The 17,533-nt window shown below is 70.2% G+C and carries 13 protein-coding genes and 1 pseudogene; 8 read left to right on the forward strand and 6 right to left on the reverse strand.

The features are described 5' to 3' along the window. Positions 1–134: 134 nt before the first annotated feature. Positions 135–1,250 carry an alkene reductase gene (locus ABZW18_RS31680; protein WP_356194215.1) on the reverse strand — a complete coding sequence of 372 codons (1,116 nt, stop codon included), beginning with the start codon at positions 1,248–1,250 and terminating at the stop codon, positions 135–137. Positions 1,251–1,367: 117 nt separating this feature from the next. On the opposite strand from ABZW18_RS31680, the gene ABZW18_RS31685 reads away from it, so the two are divergent. Further along, positions 1,368–4,016, forward strand: coding sequence for an AAA family ATPase (locus ABZW18_RS31685; protein ID WP_356194217.1), 2,649 nt, complete (start codon positions 1,368–1,370; stop codon positions 4,014–4,016). 161 nt (positions 4,017–4,177) lie between these two features. On the opposite strand, the gene metF is transcribed toward ABZW18_RS31685, so the two are convergent. The 5 genes and pseudogenes from metF to ABZW18_RS31710 all read right to left on the reverse strand — a co-directional run bounded on the left by metF (position 4,178) and on the right by ABZW18_RS31710 (position 7,623). Beyond that, entirely contained in the window at positions 4,178–5,056 is an 879-nt protein-coding gene (gene metF, locus ABZW18_RS31690; protein WP_356194220.1) for a methylenetetrahydrofolate reductase [NAD(P)H], read from the reverse strand. Between the two features lie 37 nt (positions 5,057–5,093). After that, positions 5,094–6,077 carry a carbohydrate kinase family protein gene (locus ABZW18_RS31695; RefSeq protein ID WP_356194223.1) on the reverse strand — a complete coding sequence of 328 codons (984 nt, stop codon included), beginning with the start codon at positions 6,075–6,077 and terminating at the stop codon, positions 5,094–5,096. A 58-nt stretch (positions 6,078–6,135) separates the two neighbouring features. Next, positions 6,136–6,219, reverse strand: a pseudogene (locus ABZW18_RS31700) (S-adenosylmethionine synthetase N-terminal domain-containing protein); the annotation flags it as partial. A gap of 98 nt (positions 6,220–6,317) precedes the next feature. Further along, a complete protein-coding gene (locus ABZW18_RS31705; protein WP_356194226.1) occupies positions 6,318–7,046 on the reverse strand; it encodes a methyltransferase domain-containing protein in 729 nt (242 codons plus the stop codon). A gap of 70 nt (positions 7,047–7,116) precedes the next feature. After that, positions 7,117–7,623 (reverse strand): GNAT family N-acetyltransferase, encoded by a 507-nt coding sequence (locus ABZW18_RS31710; protein ID WP_356194228.1) that lies wholly within the window; start codon positions 7,621–7,623, stop codon positions 7,117–7,119. A gap of 138 nt (positions 7,624–7,761) precedes the next feature. On the opposite strand from ABZW18_RS31710, the gene ABZW18_RS31715 reads away from it, so the two are divergent. From ABZW18_RS31715 to ABZW18_RS31745, 7 genes are all read left to right on the forward strand, one after another. Continuing rightward, complete coding sequence (locus ABZW18_RS31715) at positions 7,762–8,745, forward strand: NADPH:quinone reductase (protein ID WP_356194245.1); 984 nt, start codon at positions 7,762–7,764, stop codon at positions 8,743–8,745. A 149-nt stretch (positions 8,746–8,894) separates the two neighbouring features. Continuing rightward, complete coding sequence (locus ABZW18_RS31720; RefSeq protein ID WP_356194230.1) at positions 8,895–9,437, forward strand: SRPBCC family protein; 543 nt, start codon at positions 8,895–8,897, stop codon at positions 9,435–9,437. Between the two features lie 200 nt (positions 9,438–9,637). Then, positions 9,638–11,209, forward strand: a complete 1,572-nt coding sequence (locus ABZW18_RS31725) for an AMP-binding protein (protein WP_356194233.1) — start codon at positions 9,638–9,640, stop codon at positions 11,207–11,209. 120 nt (positions 11,210–11,329) lie between these two features. Continuing rightward, positions 11,330–12,712, forward strand: a complete 1,383-nt coding sequence (locus tag ABZW18_RS31730) for a nitrate/nitrite transporter (RefSeq protein WP_356194235.1) — start codon at positions 11,330–11,332, stop codon at positions 12,710–12,712. Continuing rightward, positions 12,705–14,807, forward strand: coding sequence for a molybdopterin oxidoreductase family protein (locus tag ABZW18_RS31735; RefSeq protein WP_356194238.1), 2,103 nt, complete (start codon positions 12,705–12,707; stop codon positions 14,805–14,807). Before ABZW18_RS31730 ends, ABZW18_RS31735 begins: the two co-directional genes overlap by 8 nt. Continuing rightward, positions 14,804–16,231 (forward strand): FAD-dependent oxidoreductase, encoded by a 1,428-nt coding sequence (locus ABZW18_RS31740; RefSeq protein ID WP_356194241.1) that lies wholly within the window; start codon positions 14,804–14,806, stop codon positions 16,229–16,231. The genes ABZW18_RS31735 and ABZW18_RS31740 overlap by 4 nt, the downstream gene beginning before the upstream one ends. Further along, positions 16,228–17,445 (forward strand): FAD-dependent oxidoreductase, encoded by a 1,218-nt coding sequence (locus tag ABZW18_RS31745; protein ID WP_356194243.1) that lies wholly within the window; start codon positions 16,228–16,230, stop codon positions 17,443–17,445. Before ABZW18_RS31740 ends, ABZW18_RS31745 begins: the two co-directional genes overlap by 4 nt. The last annotated feature ends 88 nt before the right edge of the window (positions 17,446–17,533 follow it).

Genomic DNA, 17,533 nt, shown 5'->3' on the forward strand with positions numbered 1-17,533 from the left:
TTTCCGCGTGTGGGGGGCGGCCGGGGGGGGGGGGTTCAACTCGGGGGGGGGGGGGGCGGGCTGAACATCGCCCGCCCCGCTCCGCTTCCATCAGATCAGCGCATGACCAGGACAGTTGGCCGGCGGATCGTGAATCAGCTGTCCAGTGTCGGGTAGTCGGTGTAGCCCTGGTGATCCCCGCCGTAGAAGGTGTTGGGGTCGGGCTGGTTGTAGGGGCCGCCGGCCTTGATGCGGGCGGGCAGGTCGGGGTTGGCGAGCCAGAGAGAGGCAAGGCTGACGGCGTCGGCGAGTCCCTGGTCCAGCACTGCGGCGGCGGATTCGGGGGTGACCGAGGTCTCTTCGGGGGTTGCGTGCGGGTTGAGGATCAGTGTGCCCGGCCACTCGGCCCGGACGAGCTGGGTGATTTCACGGCTGCCGAACTCCATGACGTGCACGTAGGCCAGGCCGTAGGGGGCCAGCGCGCGGATGAGTGCGGTGTAGAGCTCCTTGGGGTCGCTTTCTTCGATCCCGTTGGCGGTGTGGGCGGGCGAGAGGCGGATGCCGACTCGCTCCGGGCCGATGGCGTCGGTGACGGCCTGGGCGACCTCGACGGCGAAGCGGATGCGGTTCTCGATGGAGCCGCCGTAGGCGTCGGTGCGGCGGTTGGTGTTGTCGGAGAGGAACTGGTGAATGAGGTAGCCATTGGCACCGTGCAGCTCGACGCCGTCGAATCCGGCCTCGACCGCGTTCTTGGCGGCGGAGACGAAGTCCTCGACGGTGCGAGCGATGTCGTCGAGCGTCATGGCGCGGGGTGTGGGGTGGTCCAGCAGCCCCTCAGGGGTGAAGATCTTCTCGCCCGACGGGATCGCCGAAGGGGCCACCGGCAGTGCGGCGTCCGGGTAGAGGCTGGAGTGACCGATCCGGCCGGAGTGCATCAGCTGGACGAAGATCCGGCCGCCCTGGTCGTGGACAGCGTCGGTCACCCGGCGCCACGCCTTGACCTGGGTGGGTGAGTGGAGGCCGGGGGTTTCGATATAGCCCTGGCCGATCACGCTGGGCTGGGTGCCTTCGGTGATGATCAGGCCGGCGGCCGCGCGCTGCGCGTAGTACTCGGCTGCCAGTTCGCCTTGCACTCCCTGCGGGGCCCGGCTGCGGGTCATCGGGGACATGATGAGGCGGTTGGGCAGTTTCAGCTTGCCGAGAGTCAGCGGCTCGAAGAGGTTGTCCATGGTGCCCTCCGGGGTGCGTCGGTGGTGGAATTGACTGGTCATGACGTGACGTTATGAGCGGAGTGGCACAGGCCGAATCGGTAAGGTTTCTGCTCCGGGGTACGTAGTTTTGGTCGCGTGCCCACGGCGCGGCTACTTAAGAGGCGGAGGTCGTGGTTGGTGCTGTTGGGCAGGACCACCGAGCAGGCGGAGCTCGAAGGGCTGGTCACCGCAGCGCGGGACGGCCGCAGTGGCGCTCTCGTGGTGCGCGGTGAGGCGGGGATCGGCAAGACGGCGCTGCTGGACTGGGTGGCGCGTTCAGCTTCCGGGCCGGGCCTGCGAGTGATGCGGGTGACTGGCATCGAGCCGGAGGCGGACCTTGCGTTCGGCGGTCTGGTCCAGTTGCTGTGGCCGGTGCAGGACCGCCTCGGCGCGCTGCCCTTCCCGCAGGCCGGAGCATTGCGGGCGGTGCTCGGTTCGGGCCAGACGCGAGGACGGGACCGGTTCCTCACCGGGCTGGCCGTTCTCACCCTCCTCGCCGACCTGGCCGAGGAAGGCCCGGTGCTCTGCCTGATCGACGACGCCCAGTGGCTCGATCAGGCCACCGCGGAGGCTCTGCTGTTCGCGGCCCGGCGGCTCGCTGCGGAGGGTGTGGCGATGTTGTTCGCGACCCGGGAGGAGGGCTTCGCCGCTCCCGGGCTCACCGAGCTGCGGCCGTCCCGACTGGACCGCGGTGAGGCCACTCGCCTGCTTGCCGAGTACGGCCTCCCACCAGCCCTTCGTGATCAGGTCATCGCCGAATCCTCAGGGAATCCGCTTGCGCTGATCGAGTTCGCCGCCGCGCAGCGGGATCATCCCAGCGGGTCCATGCCACTACCGGTCGCGGACAGGGTGTTGTCGTCGTTCCGTGCCCAGATCGGCCGGCTCCCCGAGCGGACGCGGCTGACGATGCTGATCGCGGCGGCCGAAGGGCGGGGCGATCTGCCGCTGCTGCTGAGGGCGGCACAGCAGTTGGGCGTCGGCCTCGACGATCTCGAGGACGCCGAACGGGCCGGGCTGATCCAGGTGACGGAGAGCACCGTTGCCTTCCGGCATCCGCTGATCGGAACCGCCGCCTACCAGGGAGCAGTCCTGGCCCGGCGTATCGCCGTCCACCGGGCGCTGGCGGAGGCGGCCGAGGAGCCCGACTGCCGGGCACGCCACCTCCCCTCGGCGACGACGGAACCGGACGAGAGCGTCGCGGCCGAACTGGTGGCGGCGGCCGGGCGGGCGAGGGGCCGCACCGCGTACGGCGCTGCGGCACGCCTGTATCAGCAGGCCGCTCGGCTCACGCCCGCCCGGCATGACCAGGCGCGCCGGCTGGGTGAGGCAGCGGTATTGGCCCTTTCGGCCGGCCATGCCGGTCAGGCCGCGGATCTGGCGGAGCAGGCGGAGCGGCTCGTCGACGAGCCCAAGGCACTGGCCGAACTCGTCCCGGTCCGCGCGGCTGTGGTATTCGAATTGGGCGAGCAGCGTCAGGCCGCCCTCCTGCTGATCCGGCATGCCGCTCAGGCCGCCCCGGAGCAGGCCGCGGCCATGCTCCGCACCAGTGCGACCTACGCATGGCTCTCCGGCGACCCGGACTTGGTACGTGCCGCCGCCCAGCGGCTGGAGATCATCGGGCACCCCGACCTGATGGCAAAGGGCCTGGCGCACCTGGTCGACGACGACTGTGCCCGTGGCCTGCCGCTGCTGGCGGAGTTCCTCACCCAGGCGTGCGCGGGCACCCGGATCGCGGAGGACAGCGCCGCAGGGATGCGGGCCATCTACAGCGGCCTGATCGTCGGAGATGACGCCGCGACGCTGGAGCTGGCCGCCGCCGAAGTGGAGCGCTGCCGCAAGCAGGGCCTGATCGGCGCACTGCCACAGGTGCTGTACGTCCTGGCACAGACTCAGGTGCGGGCCGGGCTGCACCGGGACGCCGAGGCTGCGGTGGCCGAGGCGGTGGAGATCGTCCGGGACACCGGCCTGTGCGGGCGCCTCGACTGGCGGGGCGGCGTACCGGCGCGGATCGCCGCGATCGAAGGCGACGAGGAGCGGTGCCGCCGCCTGGCCGAGGAAGCACCGGACGCCGGCGGCGTGGCGAGCGACAGCGCACTGGGCCTGCTCGAGCTGGGACTGGGGGACCATAAGGGGGCGCTGCGCCGACTGGAGACCGCCTGGCCCGGCACCGGATGTCATACGGCGGGTCTCATGGACGCTGTCGGCGACCTGGTCGAGGCGGCGGTCCGGCTGGGACAGCCCGGGCGCGCCGAGCAGCCGCTGCGCCGGTTCGAGGCGTGGGCTCACGCGGGCAGGCAGCCCTGGGCGCGGGCGGTCGCCTCGCGGTGCCGGGCGCTGCTGAGCGGGCAAGAGGAGCATTTCACGCAGGCGATTCGGCTGCATCAGCAGAGCGGGAGACCGTTCGAGCGGGCCCGCACCGAGCTGCTCTACGGCGAGTGGCTGCGCCGGGACCGCCGCCGTAGCGATGCCCGGATGCCGCTGCGGTCGGCACTGGAGATCTTCGAACGGCTGCATGCCGCACCCTGGGCGGAGCGGGCCCGATCCGAACTGCGGGCGACCGGTGAATCCGGCACGGCGATGGTCCAGGCGACCGCGGCGAACCTGATCGACCGGCTGACCCCGCAGGAGTTGCAGGTGGTGCGGCTGGCGGCCGATGGCAGCAGCAGCCGCGAGATCGCCGCCCAGCTGTTCCTCAGCCCACGGACGGTCGAGCACCACCTGTACAAGGCCTATCCGAAACTTGGCATCGGATCCCGTCGGGAACTCACCCGCCTCGACCTCACCTGATGGGAGTCGGCCTGAGCGGGTGCGAGGTGACGCACGAGAGTCGCCGTCGGTCGGCCGCGTTGCGGAGGAGCTGCCCGGTCGGGCTTCCGCCTGCGTCTGCGATGCGCTCGACTGCCGGTACGGGGCGACTGGAGCACATCAGCGCGGCGAGCCCGTTTCCGTCAGAGCCCGGCAAGGGCCACGTTCTGGTGGATCTCGGTGGTCGCCGCGGACCTGTTCAGGGTGATGTAGTGCAGACCTGGTGCTCCCTCGGCCAGCAGCCGCTCCGCCATCGCGGTGGCGTACTCGACTCCGATCCGGTACGCGGTGCCGGGGTCGTGGCGAGCGGCCTCCAGACGGTGTGCCAGATCCTCCGGAAAGGCGGCGTTGCTGAGTTCGGCGAAGCGGCGGATCTGGCGGGCATCGATGGCGGGCATGATCTCGGGGATGATGGGCGTGTCGCAGCCCGCTGCGGCTACCCGGTCCCGCAGCCGGAGGTAGTCCTCGACGTGGAAGAACATCTGCGTGATGGCGTAGTGGGCGCCGGCCCGGCACTTGGCCACGAAGTGCCGGATGTCGCCGTCCCAGTCGGGCGAGCGCGGATGGCGTTCGGGGAACGCCGCCACACCTACGCTGAAGTCGCCCAACTCATGGACGAGCTCGACCAGTTCGTACGCGTATGTGAAGCCTCGCGGGTCCGGGGTCCAGCCGCCGCGGGGGTCCCCTGGAGGGTCGCCGCGCAGGACGAGGACATCGCGGACACCGGCATCCGCGTACTGGCCGATGATGCGCCGCAACTCGGCCACCGAGTGACCGACAGCGGTGAGGTGGGCCACGGGGCGCAGCGTCGTCTCGGCGACGATCCGCTTGGTCACGCCGATGGTCCGGTCCCGGGATGAGCCGCCCGCGCCGTAGGTCACCGAGACGAACGTCGGGGCAAGCCCCTCGATCCGACGGATGGCGTCCCAGAGCGCCCGCTGACCCGCGTCGGTCTTGGGCGGGAAGAATTCGAAGGAGAAGGACGGCCGCCCCGCGCCCAGTTCCTCGCGCAGCGTGCTCACCGATGGCCTCCCGGAACGTCGGCTCGGGGTCGGGGTTTCATGGCAGGTGCTCCAGTCGTGGCGCTATACGGTGCGCCGCCTCGGAGCCGTAGGCGGCCTGGATACCGGCGAGCAGGGCGCCGGTGGTGACCTGGTATTCCTGCGGGCCCATGGCCTCCAGCGCGGTGGTGGCCAGCGCACAGCCGAGCTGGGCCGCGCCCTCCGGCGGCAGGTGCCGGCCGACCCCGGCCAGGAAGCCCGCCCGGAAGGCGTCGCCCGCCCCGGTGGGATCCCCGGTCTTGTGCGGTGTCACCGCCCGTATGCGGCAGGGGGGCCGGCCGTCCTCGTCGATGCGGACGCCCGCGGCTCCGAGGGTGGTCACCCATGTGCCCACCTGGCCAAGCACCTCGGCCGGCTGCCAGCCGGTGCGTTCCAGCAGCAGCGCGGCCTCGTACTCATTGGTGAACAGCCAGCGGGCACCCGTCACCAGACTCCGTATCTGTGGGCCTTCCAGCCGGGCAATCTGCTGGGACGGATCAGCCGCGAACGCCAGGCCCAGATCACGGCAGTCGGCAGTGTGCCGCAGCATCGCCTCGGGATCGCCCCGGGAAATGAGCACCAGGTCCAGCCCGCCGCAGCGCTCGGCCACCCGCCGGATACTGATGTCCCGGGCCTCCGACATCGCGCCCGCGTAGAACGTGGCGATCCGGTTCATCCGCTGGTCGGTCAGGCACATGAACCGCGCCGTGGGGCGCTGTCGGCTGATGTGCACCTGATCGGTGTCCACCCCGTGTTCCTTCAGCCGCAACTGGTACTCGGTGAAGTCGCCCCCCGCCGCGCCGACCAGCACCGGGGCCAGTCCCAGCTGCCCCAGACCGAACGCGATGTTCGCACCGGCCCCGCCCCGGCGCACCTGCAGGTCATCGACGAGGAAAGACAGCGACACATGGTCCAACTCGCCGGCGATCAGCTGATCGGTGAACCTTCCGGGGAAGGCCATCAGATGGTCGGTGGCGATCGATCCGGAGACGGCCACACGCATGTCAGATCCCTGCGGCCGAGCGCGCCGCGTCGACGCGACGGGTGCGCTCCCGCGGGCCGAGAATGCTGTCACTGATCTGATCAGCGATCTTGTCGGGGTGGGCCTCGGTGACAGACTCCGAGGTGAACGAACGACGGGGCATTCCACGTCCTCGGGTTGCAGCGGCTGCTGACTTGCATGGTGCTCGCGCACGGGAGAAGGCTTATTGGGCTGCCGTTGTTCGGCACTGGACCCAGGCGGCTATGCCGTGCTCACCGTATTCGCGGAGTCCGCCTTGATGAGCTCGAGGAGCCGGAACTCGACGGTGCGGTCCTCGAAGACGCGGGAAGCGCTGTTGATTTCCTTGATGCGCAGGCCCTCTTCCTTGGCGAAACGCTCGATGAGGGTGCGGTTTCCCCTGCTGTTGAAGCCGAGAAACAACCGTCCGCCCTCAGCCAGGTGTTGGGGGCCCTCGCGGAAATAGGTGCGGTGGGAGACATAGCCCCGATCGAGAATGGACCACTCGATGTCGCGGGTGTAGGCGAAGTCCTCGGGTGCCTCGACCGCGTTGGAATTCCAGAAGATCACATCGAAGCGGTCCGCCGGGCTCAGTGCGGAGAACATATCGCTCTCCATGGCGCGTACCCGGTCGACGACGCCGTGCCGGGCGGCATTGTGCCGGGCGTTCTCCACAGCTGCCGGGCTGATGTCGAGCGCCGTGACGTGACGGCAGCCGTTCAGTGCGCCGAAAACTGCGGTCACGCCGGCGCCGCAGCCCATTTCCAGCAGAGAACTCCCCTCCGGGTAGGGCAGCCAGCGAGAATACGCCTCGGTGGATGGCGAGTGGAAGGGCGCGAAAACGTCGGGAAGCAGATCCCATCGCAGGCCCAGGAGTTCGAACTCCATGGGCCGGTCCGTGGTCCCCTCGTGTTTGGCTGTCTCCGAAAACCCGATGTCGAGGTTGTTCGAGTTGGTAGTTGGCTGTGCCATGATTCTCCCTCGCTCGCCTGACCCAGCCAGCTTTGCGCCCTGACCCTGCGGCGGTCACCCGGCCCGGCTGTTATGTGTCATGTCCCTCCCGTGGCCGCTCCTGAGGTCTTATGGGAGGCGGGGCTGACGGTTCGTTGTACTCGGCAGTGAGTTCCCGTGCGAAGTGCAGCGCGGCGATCGACATGCGCTGAGCGTGGTAGAAGCGGTGTGCCCCGTGATTGGTCACCCCGGAGTCGAGTTCGATGCGCACGCACCCGGCGCCGCGGGCCCGCGCCTCCAGCTCCTCCACCAGCCGCGCACCGATCCCCGCGGAGCGCATCCCAGGCGCGGTGACCAGATCGTCGACGAACAGCAGCCGGCCGCGGCTCGTCGTCAGCACGCGGTGCGCGGCCACCCCGACACACCGCCCCTGCTCGTCGTAGGCGGCGGTGAACACCAGGCCCTGCCCGTGCGCCTCGGCCGCGAAGCGGGCGAAGCCCTCCGCGGTGAGCCCCGGTCGCAGCGTGCGGATCAGCGCCCCGACGTCAGCGTCGAGACCGGGATGTTCCGGCGCAACATCAACGATGGTCAACTCCATGGTCCGGCATCCTAGGGCCCAGTCCGCAGGCGCGGATCTCCGAACGCCCGTGCAGGTAAGGGAACATGACACATCCGGCTCGAACTTGGGGCGGTCGGCCGACGAGCGTGCCCCGCGCTGCCAGAATCCGTGACCATGGTGCCTGCTGCTTACATCGAACAGTTCGGCTCACCGGCGGTCATCCGTTACGGCAAGTTGGCCGCCCCGCGGCCGGGACCGACCGACGTGCTGGTGGATGTCACGGCCGTGTCCGTCAACCATGTCGACACCTTTGTGCGTTCGGGTGCCTGGCGCACCCCGCTGGAGTTCCCGTTTGTGATCGGCCGGGATCTGGTCGGCACCGTCGCCGACGCAGGGCCGGGTGCCCACGGCTTTGCTGCCGGCGATCCGGTGTGGTGCAACAGCCTTGGCCACGACGGCCGGCAGGGCGCCGCGGCGGGGCAAGCGGTGGTACCGCTTGACCGGCTGTATCGCCTCCCGGGGGGTGTGGACCCCGTTGACGCGGTCGCGGTCGTCCATCCGGCCGCGACCGCGTACCTCGGCCTGTTCACGCATGGGCGGCTTCGTCCGGGCGAGACGGTCGTCGTCGTGGGTGCTGCCGGAAACGTCGGGAGTGCGCTCGTCGTGATGGCGGCTCAGGCCGGTGCCCGCGTCATCGCCACGGCCGGTGCCCGTGATGCGGACTTCTGCCGATCGCTGGGGGCGGCCGAAGTCATCGACTACCGCGACCCCGCCGTGCCTCAGCGCATCCGGGATGCCGGCCCGCGGGGGGTAGATGTCTACATCGACACCTCCGGGGAGAACGACCTGGTCAACGCAGTCGACCTGCTCGCAGGCCGTGGCCGGATCGTTCTTCTCGCCGGGATGCGGACCCGGCCGGTTCTGCCGGTGGGGCCGCTGTACCTCAAGGACCGCTCGGTCCTCGGCTTCGCCATCTCGCACGCCACCGCTGCCGAACTCACCGAGGCGGCGGGCACGATCAACCGCCTGCTCGCCGAAGGGCGGCTCCGCCCCCGGGCCGTCGAAACGCTGCCGCTGAGCGCCGCCGCCGAAGCGCACCGCCGCTTGGAAGGGGGAAAGGTGCACGGCAAACTCGTTCTCCGCACGGACATCGACTCCTGACTCGAGCCGGCGGCTGCAACTCGATGCGTGGAAGGGGCGGTCCGCTGCGCGCATATCCGAGTGGCGATTCCGGAGCGGCCTGTACGACCTGACAGACCCCTGATCGGTCCATTGACCGGTGCGGGTGAGCCTCTGGCAATATCTCACCCGTGGCAGAATCAATCATCAATCAGACTCCACTATTCGACCTACGGGCCGAGTTGAAGATTTCCGCGACACCGGACGAGGTTTACTCCCTGGTCAGCGATATGCCCCGCACGCCGGAATGGAGCAGGGAAATCATCGACGGGGAATGGGTGTCCGGCTCCCCGGCACAGGTGGGGGCGATCTTCCGCGGTCACAATTATCGTGAGGACGATATCGTCTCGTGGGCTCCGGTGCCGCGCGGCGGCTGGTACACCGAGGCCAAGATCGTCGCCGTCGAACCCGGCCGCACCTTCCGGTGGAAGCTGCTCACCCACACTCGGGAAGGCCAGGACAGCAACTGGGGCTATGACATGGATCCGGCACCCGACGGCTGCCTGGTGGCCCACCACTTCAAGATGACCAAGGCCACCGAGGGAGTCCTCAGGATTGTCGCGACGCTGGACGAGGCGGGGCGTAAGAGGTTCGTCGCCGACTGGACCGTCAAGCTCAAGGATGACATGGAAGAGACATTGCGCCGCATCAAGAAGATCGTCGAAAATCAGTGACACCAAATCTTCGGTGACATCGGCCTTACCTCGGTGGCGGTCTTGCCGGAAACCGGGCGCCCCACGCTGGGAACTGGTGGCAATATGCCGCGGACGGTGACCGGCTGGTGCAGCCGCTCATCGGCCTGCCTCCGCCCGCACGGCGCCGAATTCCCCCCGCACGGCTGAATTCCCGTAGCTATGGAATGAGAGGGCAGGATATGCTTCTGCAGCGCATAGGAAACAAGGGCATTCGGCTGGGTACGCTCTTCGATCGAGCAGCGGCCAGAAATCCGGCGAGTCCAGTGATCCTCGATCATGATCTTGACATCGCGCCGGAGCTCGGGCGTACCGTCACGCTGACGGCAGTGGCGGACCTGGTGGACGACTTCGCCTCTCGCCTGTGGGCCGCCCAGGTCCGACCCGGGACTCGCGTCGTCGTCTACAAGACCAACGGCTTCGACATCTCACTCCTGGCCTGTGCCGTGGCCCGGATCGGCGCGGTCCCGGTGCTGCTGTCGCCGAAACTGGACGGCGCCACTGTCGCCGAGTTGCTGCGCCGGGTGGACCAGCCGTACCTGGTGACCGATCAGGACAAGCTCGAAAATGAGCTGCCGTCCGAGGTCTTCGACCTCTCGGAGCACGTCCTTCTCACGTCGGGCAGTTACCAGGGCGCCACAGAGCTCGCCTCGCTCGCGGGAGTCAGGCGCGTCGATCCGCTTACCATGCCCCCGGATCACCCGACGCTGATCACGCACACCTCCGGGACCACCGGCACGCCGAAGCTGGCCGTGCACACCGGGCGTACGTTCCAGGCGCGCTACCGCCCCCAGGGGACCGTGGTGGCCCTGGGGGTGAAGCGGAGCGAGCCCGTGGCGATGCACATCTCGTTCGTGCACTCCCGGATGTTCACCATCATGCCCATCTCGGTGCTCCAAGGGCACCCGCTCATCGTTCTCCGCGACGACGACCCGGGTAGCGTCGGCGATCTCTTCACACAGGTCTCCCCCGGCTTCATCGAGGCGCACCCCAACACGTTCCTTCACTGGGAGGTCCTGGCAGACGACCCACGCCGGCCGCTGGCCAACGTCAAGTACTTCAGCAGCACTTTCGACGCCATCCACCCGCGGACCGTACGCCGGATGCTGAGCGCGTCCGGGCGTAGGTTCCCGCTGTTCGCCCAGCTGTACGGGCAGAGCGAGGTGGGCCCTATCGCCGGGCGCGCGTACAGCAGGAAGCGCGGCACGGCGGCCGATGGCCGGTGTGTCGGCTCTCCCTTCCCCGGTATGACGGGGGTACGTGTGGTGAGCCGCGACGGCAAACGGCCCACCAAGTCGTCGCCGGGGTACATCGAGGTCCGCAGCGACGGGCGGATCGTGACGTATCTCGGGGAGCACGAGCGCTGGGAGAAGCAGGTCAACGACGGCTGGTGGCGCATGGGCGACCTCGGCTACCGCACGAAATGGGGGTGCCTGCACCTGCTCGACCGCGAGGTCGACGAGATCCCCGGTATCGACAGCACCCTGGAGATCGAGGACACGCTGTTCACGCGCATGCCGGAGCTCGTCGAGGTCATCATCATCCCGGACCGCAACGGCAAGCCCGTCCCGGTGGTGTGCACCCGGGGCGACAAGCCCCTGGCCCTGGCGGCCTGGACGTCCGCGGTGACGGGTCTGCCGGCCATGGCGGATCCGGTCCAGTGGCGGCTGGAAGACCTGCCGCAGACCGCGACGACAAAAATCAAGCGCCTTGAGCTGGCACGGCTGCTGGGGGCGGGAGACCGGGGCCAGTAAGGCCTTCCCCGCCTCGACGCCGAGGAACCGACCGCCCCGTGCACCCCGCCGGCTGCACCACCGCGGCCGGACCGCTGGTGGACCGGGCCGCCGCCCCTTGAGTGAAAACCGAGGAGAACCGTGACGACCACTGTGACCAACTCCGGCCGGTGGATCGAGGACTGGGACCCCGAGGACGAGACGTGCTGGGAGCACGGTGGCAAGCACATCGCGCGCCGCAATCTGCTGCTGTCGGTCTTCTCGGAGCACATCGGGTTCTCGGTCTGGAGCATCTGGTCGGTCCTGGTGCTGTTCATGTCCCCGGAGATCGGCCTGGGCTTCGACCCCGGCGAGAAGTTCCTGCTGGTCGTCACCCCCACCCTGGTGGGCGCGGCGCTGCGGCTGCCCTACAGCTACGCGGTCACCCGCTTCGGAGGCCGGAACTGGACCGTGTTCAGCTCGGCCATCCTGCTGGTCCCCACGCTGCTGGCGCTGTACTTCGTACAGCGGCCCGGCACACCGCTGTGGGTGTTCCTGGCCATCGGCGCCACGGCCGGGGTGGGCGGCGGCAACTTCGCCTCGTCGATGACGAACATCACCGGCTTCTTCCCGCAGCGGCACCAGGGATGGGCGCTCGGGCTCAACGCCGGTGGCGGCAACCTGGGCGTCGCGGTGGTCCAGGTGGTCGGGCTGTTGGTGATGATGACGGCCGGCAGCACCCATCCGTCATACGTCGCTGCCGCCTACCTGCCGCTGATCGTGCTGGCCTCGCTGCTGGCCGCCGTGGGGATGGACAACATCAGGGTGCCCCGCACCGAGCCTGGGGTGCTGCGGGAGGCGGCGGCAAACCGGCACACCTGGTGGATCTCCCTTCTGTACATCGGGACGTTCGGCTCGTTCATCGGCTACGGCTTCGCTTTCGGCCTGGTGCTGCAGAACCAGTTCGGCTCGACCCCGCTGGAGGCGGCCGGTTACACGTTCCTCGGGCCGCTGCTCGGATCGCTGTCCCGTCCGGTGGGCGGATGGTCGGCCGACCGATGGGGCGGCGCACGTGTCACCCTCTGGACCTTCCTCGGCATGGCCGCGGGCACCGGAGTGTTGCTCGCGGCCTCGTCGCGGGGCTCCTTCCCGCTGTTCGTCTCCGGGTTCACCGCGTTGTTCGTTCTCAGCGGGATCGGCAACGGCTCGACGTACAAGATGATCCCAGCGATCTTCGCCGGGCAGGCGGAGATCGCGGTCACCTCGGGCCATGACGCGACGCGCGCTTTCGCCCGCGCACGAAGGCTCTCCGGCATGGTGATCGGCGTCGCCGGAGCGGTCGGTGCGCTCGGCGGGGTGGCCGTCAACCTGGCCTTCCTCGCCTCCTACGGCGGCCCCGGCGGGAGCGGGGAGCCCGCGTTCTGGGCCTTCCTCGGCTTCTACGCGGTATGCGTGGCGGTCACCCGGGCGGTCTACGTCGGGCGCGGGCACACCACCAGCGGCGCTGAAGCGACGGCGGAGACGACGGAGGCCACCCGTGCCTGAACCGCGGACGGTGGCCACCCACTGTCCCTACTGCGCCCTGCAGTGCGGCACCCGGTTGAGCCATGAGCGCGGCAGTGCGGCGGTACGCCCGTCCGACTTCCCCGTCAACAGGGGCAGGCTGTGCCAGAAGGGGTGGACGGCGCCGGCCTTGCTGGACGTCCCGGACCGGTTGCGCCACCCCTTGGTGCGCTCCGCGGACGACGAGCTCACCCCCGTCGACTGGAACACCGCGCTCGACACCGTCGCCTCCGGCCTGCGGCGTATCCGGGCCCAGCACGGCCCGGACGCGGCGGCCGTGTTCGGCGGAGGCGGCCTGACGAACGAAAAGGCCTATCTGCTGGGCAAGTTCGCCCGGCTGGCACTGGGGACCAGCCAGATCGACTACAACGGCCGGTTCTGCATGTCCTCGGCCGCGGCTGCCGGGACCGCCGCGTTCGGCCTGGACCGCGGGCTTCCGTTCCCCGTCACCGACCTCGGGCAGGCCGACGTGGTCATGCTCGTGGGCGCGAACGCGGCCGAGACGATGCCCCCGCTGATGCAGCACCTCGACCGGGCGGACCTGATCGTCGTCGATCCCCGGCGAACCCCGACCGCCGAGCGTGCTGCGCTGCACCTGCAGCCGGCGCCGGGCACGGACCTCGCGCTCGCGCTGGGCCTGCTGCACATCGCCGTCGTCGACGGCCGGTGCGCGGGCGACTACATACGCGACCGCACCACCGGGTTCGGGGCGGCGTGGCAGCGGGCCATGACCTGGTGGCCCGAGCGGGTCGAGCGCATCACGGGCGTACCGGTCTCCGCGCAGCGCAGGGCGGTGCGGATGCTCGGCGAGGCGCGGCGGGCCTACGTGCTGACCGGCCGCGGCGCGGAGCAGCACAGCAAGGGCACCGACACGGTTGCCGGCTTCATCAATCTCGCGCTCGCGCTGGGCCTGCCGGGCCGTGAGGGCAGCGGCTCCGGGTGCCTGACCGGACAGGGCAACGGCCAGGGGGGCCGGGAGCACGGCCAGAAGGCCGACCAGCTGCCCGGCTACCGGCTCATCACCGACCCACAGGCGCGGGCCCATGTCGCAGGCGTCTGGGGCGTACCGCCCGATTCCCTGCCGGGCTCCGGCCGCAGCGCCTACGAGTTGCTCGACTCGCTGGGCTCGGACAACGGTCCGCGGGCGCTGCTGGTCTTCGGTTCGAACCCCGCCGTCTCCGCGCCGCACGCCGGCCGGGTCACCGAACGCCTGGCCTCGTTGGACCTGTTGGTGGTGGCCGACTTCGTGCCGTCGGAGACCGCGCGGATGGCCGACGTGGTGCTGCCGGTGACCCAGTGGGCCGAAGAGGAAGGCACCATGACCAGCCTCGAGGGCCGGGTGCTGCGCCGCCGACGGCTGCTGTCCCCGCCGTCCGGCGTCCGCAGCGACCTGGAGGTCCTGCACGGCCTGGCGGTCCGGCTCGGTGAGCCGGGACACCGCTACCCCACCTCCCCGCCTGAGGTCTTCGAGGAGCTGCGCCGCGCCTCCCGCGGCGGCAAGGCCGACTACTCCGGCATCAGCTACGAACGGCTGGACGCCGGGGAGGCACTGCACTGGCCCTGCCCGGACGTGCCGGACGCGGGCGAACCGCACCCCGGAACACCCCGGCTCTTCCTCGACGGCTTCGCGCACCCGGACGGGCGTGCCCGGTTCGCCGAGGTCGACCACCGCGACGCCGCCGAGACCGCAACGCCGGACCACCCCCTGCACGCCACGACGGGCCGCGTGCTCGCGCAGTACCAGTCCGGCGCGCAGACCCGCAGGGTCGCCGCCCTCAACGAGGCCGCACCGGAGGCGTTCGTCGAGGTGCATCCCGACACCGCCGACCGTGCCGGGCTGCGCGACGGCGAGCTCGCCCAGGTCAGCTCCGTGCGGGGAAGCACAGTGGCGCGCGTGCGGCTGGTCGGGACCATGCGCCTGGACACGGTGTTCCTGCCGTTCCACTTTCCGGGCCCCGGCCGGGCGAACCTCATCACCAACGCGGCTCTCGACCCGCGCAGCGGAATGCCGGAGTTCAAGGTCTGCGCCGTGCGGATCGAACCCTGCCCCGTCCGGGCGACGGCGGTGCATGCATGACCCGGGTCGTCGTCATAGGCCACGGACCGGCCGCGCACCGGTTCGTGGAACGGCTTCACCATCACGGTCACCGGGGTCCCGTCACCGTCATCGGGGCGGAGAGGCACCTTGCCTACAATCGCCCCCTGCTGGCATCAGTCCTCGTCCGTACGCTGTCTGCCGAAGCCGTCACACTGCCTTCCCTTCCCCCCGGCACGCGGGTGCACGTGGGCGTCCGCGCGACGAGGATCGACCGGGACCGGCGCCTGGTGCACTGCGATGACGGCGTGGTGCACCGCTACGACGTACTCGTCATGGCCACCGGAGCGCGACCGCGCACGCCGTGGCTGCCCGGCCTGCTGGGCCCCGACGGACACCTGGCCGCCGGGGCCCGGGCTCTCCGGACCCTCGCCGACTGCGAGCGGACCGCCGAAGGCCGGGTGGTGGTGCTGGGGGGCGGAGCTCTCGGGGTGGAGGCGGCGCTCGCCCTCCGGGGCGGGGGCAGCGTGGTCACCCTGGTCCATCCGAAGCCCCACCCGATGGACAAGCAGCTCGATCCCGTGGCCGGCCGTGTCCTGGCCGCGCACCTCGAAGGGGCGGGTGTGGACCTGCGGTTGGGACATCGGGCCGTCCGGTACAGTCCCGGCAGGCTGACCCTGGCGAGCGGCGTCGGTCTCAGCCCCGACACCCTGCTGCTGTGCACCGGAGCCGCACCCGATGTCGAGCTTGCCCGCAAGACCGGGCTGGCTGTGCGCAGCGGCGTGCTGGTCGACGACCGGCTGCGGACCGACGACCCGTACATCCATGCGATCGGGGACTGCGCGGAGCACGAAGGCACCGCGGCGGGGCTCATCGCACCGGCGTGGGACCAGGCGGAGACTCTGGCACAACTGCTCGCCGGCCGGCGGGTGCGCTACCGCGGCACCAGGAGAATCGTCCGGCTGAAGGCCTCCGGTCTCGATGTCGCCTCCCTGGGTTCACTCGAGGACCTGACCGACCCGCACGCCAAGGTCGAAGCGGTGACTCTCTCGGACGCCGCCCGCGGCCGCTACGCCAAACTGGCGCTGTACGACCAGCGGATCACCGGTGCGGTCGTGGTCGGTTTCCCCGAGGCCATCGCCTCGGTCAGCCAGCTGTACGACCGTGATCTGCCGGTGCCGTCCGACTGGCTCGGGCTCCTCATGGGCACCCCGACAGCCGAGCGCGCGACCCACGTCGAGCTGCCCGAGAACGCGGTGATCTGCCACTGCAACAACGTCACCAAGGGCGCTCTGCTGCGCGCTTGGCGGGACGGCGCCCGTGAGATGCCGGACATGGCGGAGGCGACCCGCGCGACCACCGGCTGCGGCGGATGTACGGACGATGTGCGTCGTATCCGTGACGCGGCGCGTTCCGCCCGTACGGCGAAGACGGCGGAGACGGCCGGACGGAGCAGCGGACCGTGACCCGCACGCTGGTCGTCATCGGACACGGAATGGTCGGCCACCATCTCGTGGAGAAACTCCGGGCCCGGGACCGGGAGGGCACTTGGCGGGTGGTCGTCCTGGCCGAGGAGGCCCGGCCCGCCTACAACCGGGTCGCGCTCTCGTCCTACCTGGAGGGCAGGAGCGCATCCGACCTCAGTCTGGCGGGCGACGAATTCCGGCGTGATCGGATGGTGGATCTGAAGCTGTCCACAGCCGCGGCGGGGATTGACCGTCGGGCGCGTACGGTGGTCGCCGCCGACTCCAGCGTGATCGGCTACGACGCGCTGGTGCTGGCCACCGGATCGCGGCCGTATCTGCCGCCGGTGCCGGGGCACGACCTGGCCGGCTGCTTCGTCTACCGAACCTTTGACGACCTCGACGCGATCCGGGCGGCGGCCGCTCCGGGCCGACCCGGTGTCGTGATCGGCGGCGGTCTGCTGGGACTGGAGGCCGCGAACGGGCTGCGGTTGCTGGGAATGCGTCCCCACGTCGTCGAGATGGCGCAACGACTGATGCCCCTGCAGGTCGACGAAGGGGGCGGGCGGGTGCTCGCCCGGCGCGTCGGAGAGCTCGGTGTGCGCGTGCACTGCGGGACCGCCACACGGTCCGTCGACGCCGGCCCCGACGGCCGGGTGTGCGCCGTGACCCTGGCAGACGGCAGCGCGATCGAGACCGACCTCGTGGTGTTCTCCGCCGGAGTCCGCCCCCGCGACGAACTCGCTGGTTCCGCAGGGCTGGAGACGGCGGAACGCGGCGGCTTCCTCGTCGACGACCGCTGCCGTACCGGCGACGAACGGATCTGGGCGGTCGGCGAGTGCGCGGCGGTCCTGGGCCGCTGCTACGGGTTGGTCACGCCGGGGTATCGCATGGCCGAAGCCGTCGTCGAGCAGCTGCTGGGCATCGGTGACACGCCCTTTCCGGGAGCCGACATGTCGACCAGGCTCAAGCTGCTCGGTGTCGAGGTGGCCAGTTTCGGCGACGTCCACGCCGAGAGCAGGGGGGCACTGGAGTTCGTTCACGCCGACAACGCCGCCGGCACCTACGCGAAACTCGTCCTCAGCGACGACGGCCGGGTGCTGCTCGGCGGCGTACTGGCCGGTGACGCCACCGCCTATCCCGTCCTGCGTGCTCTGGTCGGTCATGAACTGACGGCGTCCCCACAGCAGTTGGTGTTCCCGCCGTCACGCGACTGACGTCCGGCCGGTGTACGCGTCCGGTGACGCACGTGACCCGTGACTCAGGGCGGTCGGCCGCCGACCGGCGTCGACCGGTCGGCGGCCG

The sequence above is a fragment of the Streptomyces sp. NPDC004647 genome, from assembly GCF_040609575.1.
GTDB lineage: Bacteria > Actinomycetota > Actinomycetes > Streptomycetales > Streptomycetaceae > Streptomyces.

Bases quoted from the DNA above. Each gene is read 5' to 3' on its own strand.
- ABZW18_RS31710 (WP_356194228.1), bottom strand. From the start codon at position 7,623: ATGGAGTTGACCATCGTTGATGTTGCGCCGGAACATCCCGGTCTCGAC.
- ABZW18_RS31680 (WP_356194215.1), bottom strand. From the start codon at position 1,250: ATGACCAGTCAATTCCACCACCGACGCACCCCGGAGGGCACCATGGAC.
- ABZW18_RS31705 (WP_356194226.1), bottom strand. From the start codon at position 7,046: ATGGCACAGCCAACTACCAACTCGAACAACCTCGACATCGGGTTTTCG.
- ABZW18_RS31740 (WP_356194241.1), top strand. From the start codon at position 14,804: ATGACCCGGGTCGTCGTCATAGGCCACGGACCGGCCGCGCACCGGTTC.
- ABZW18_RS31725 (WP_356194233.1), top strand. From the start codon at position 9,638: ATGCTTCTGCAGCGCATAGGAAACAAGGGCATTCGGCTGGGTACGCTC.
- ABZW18_RS31695 (WP_356194223.1), bottom strand. From the start codon at position 6,077: ATGCGTGTGGCCGTCTCCGGATCGATCGCCACCGACCATCTGATGGCC.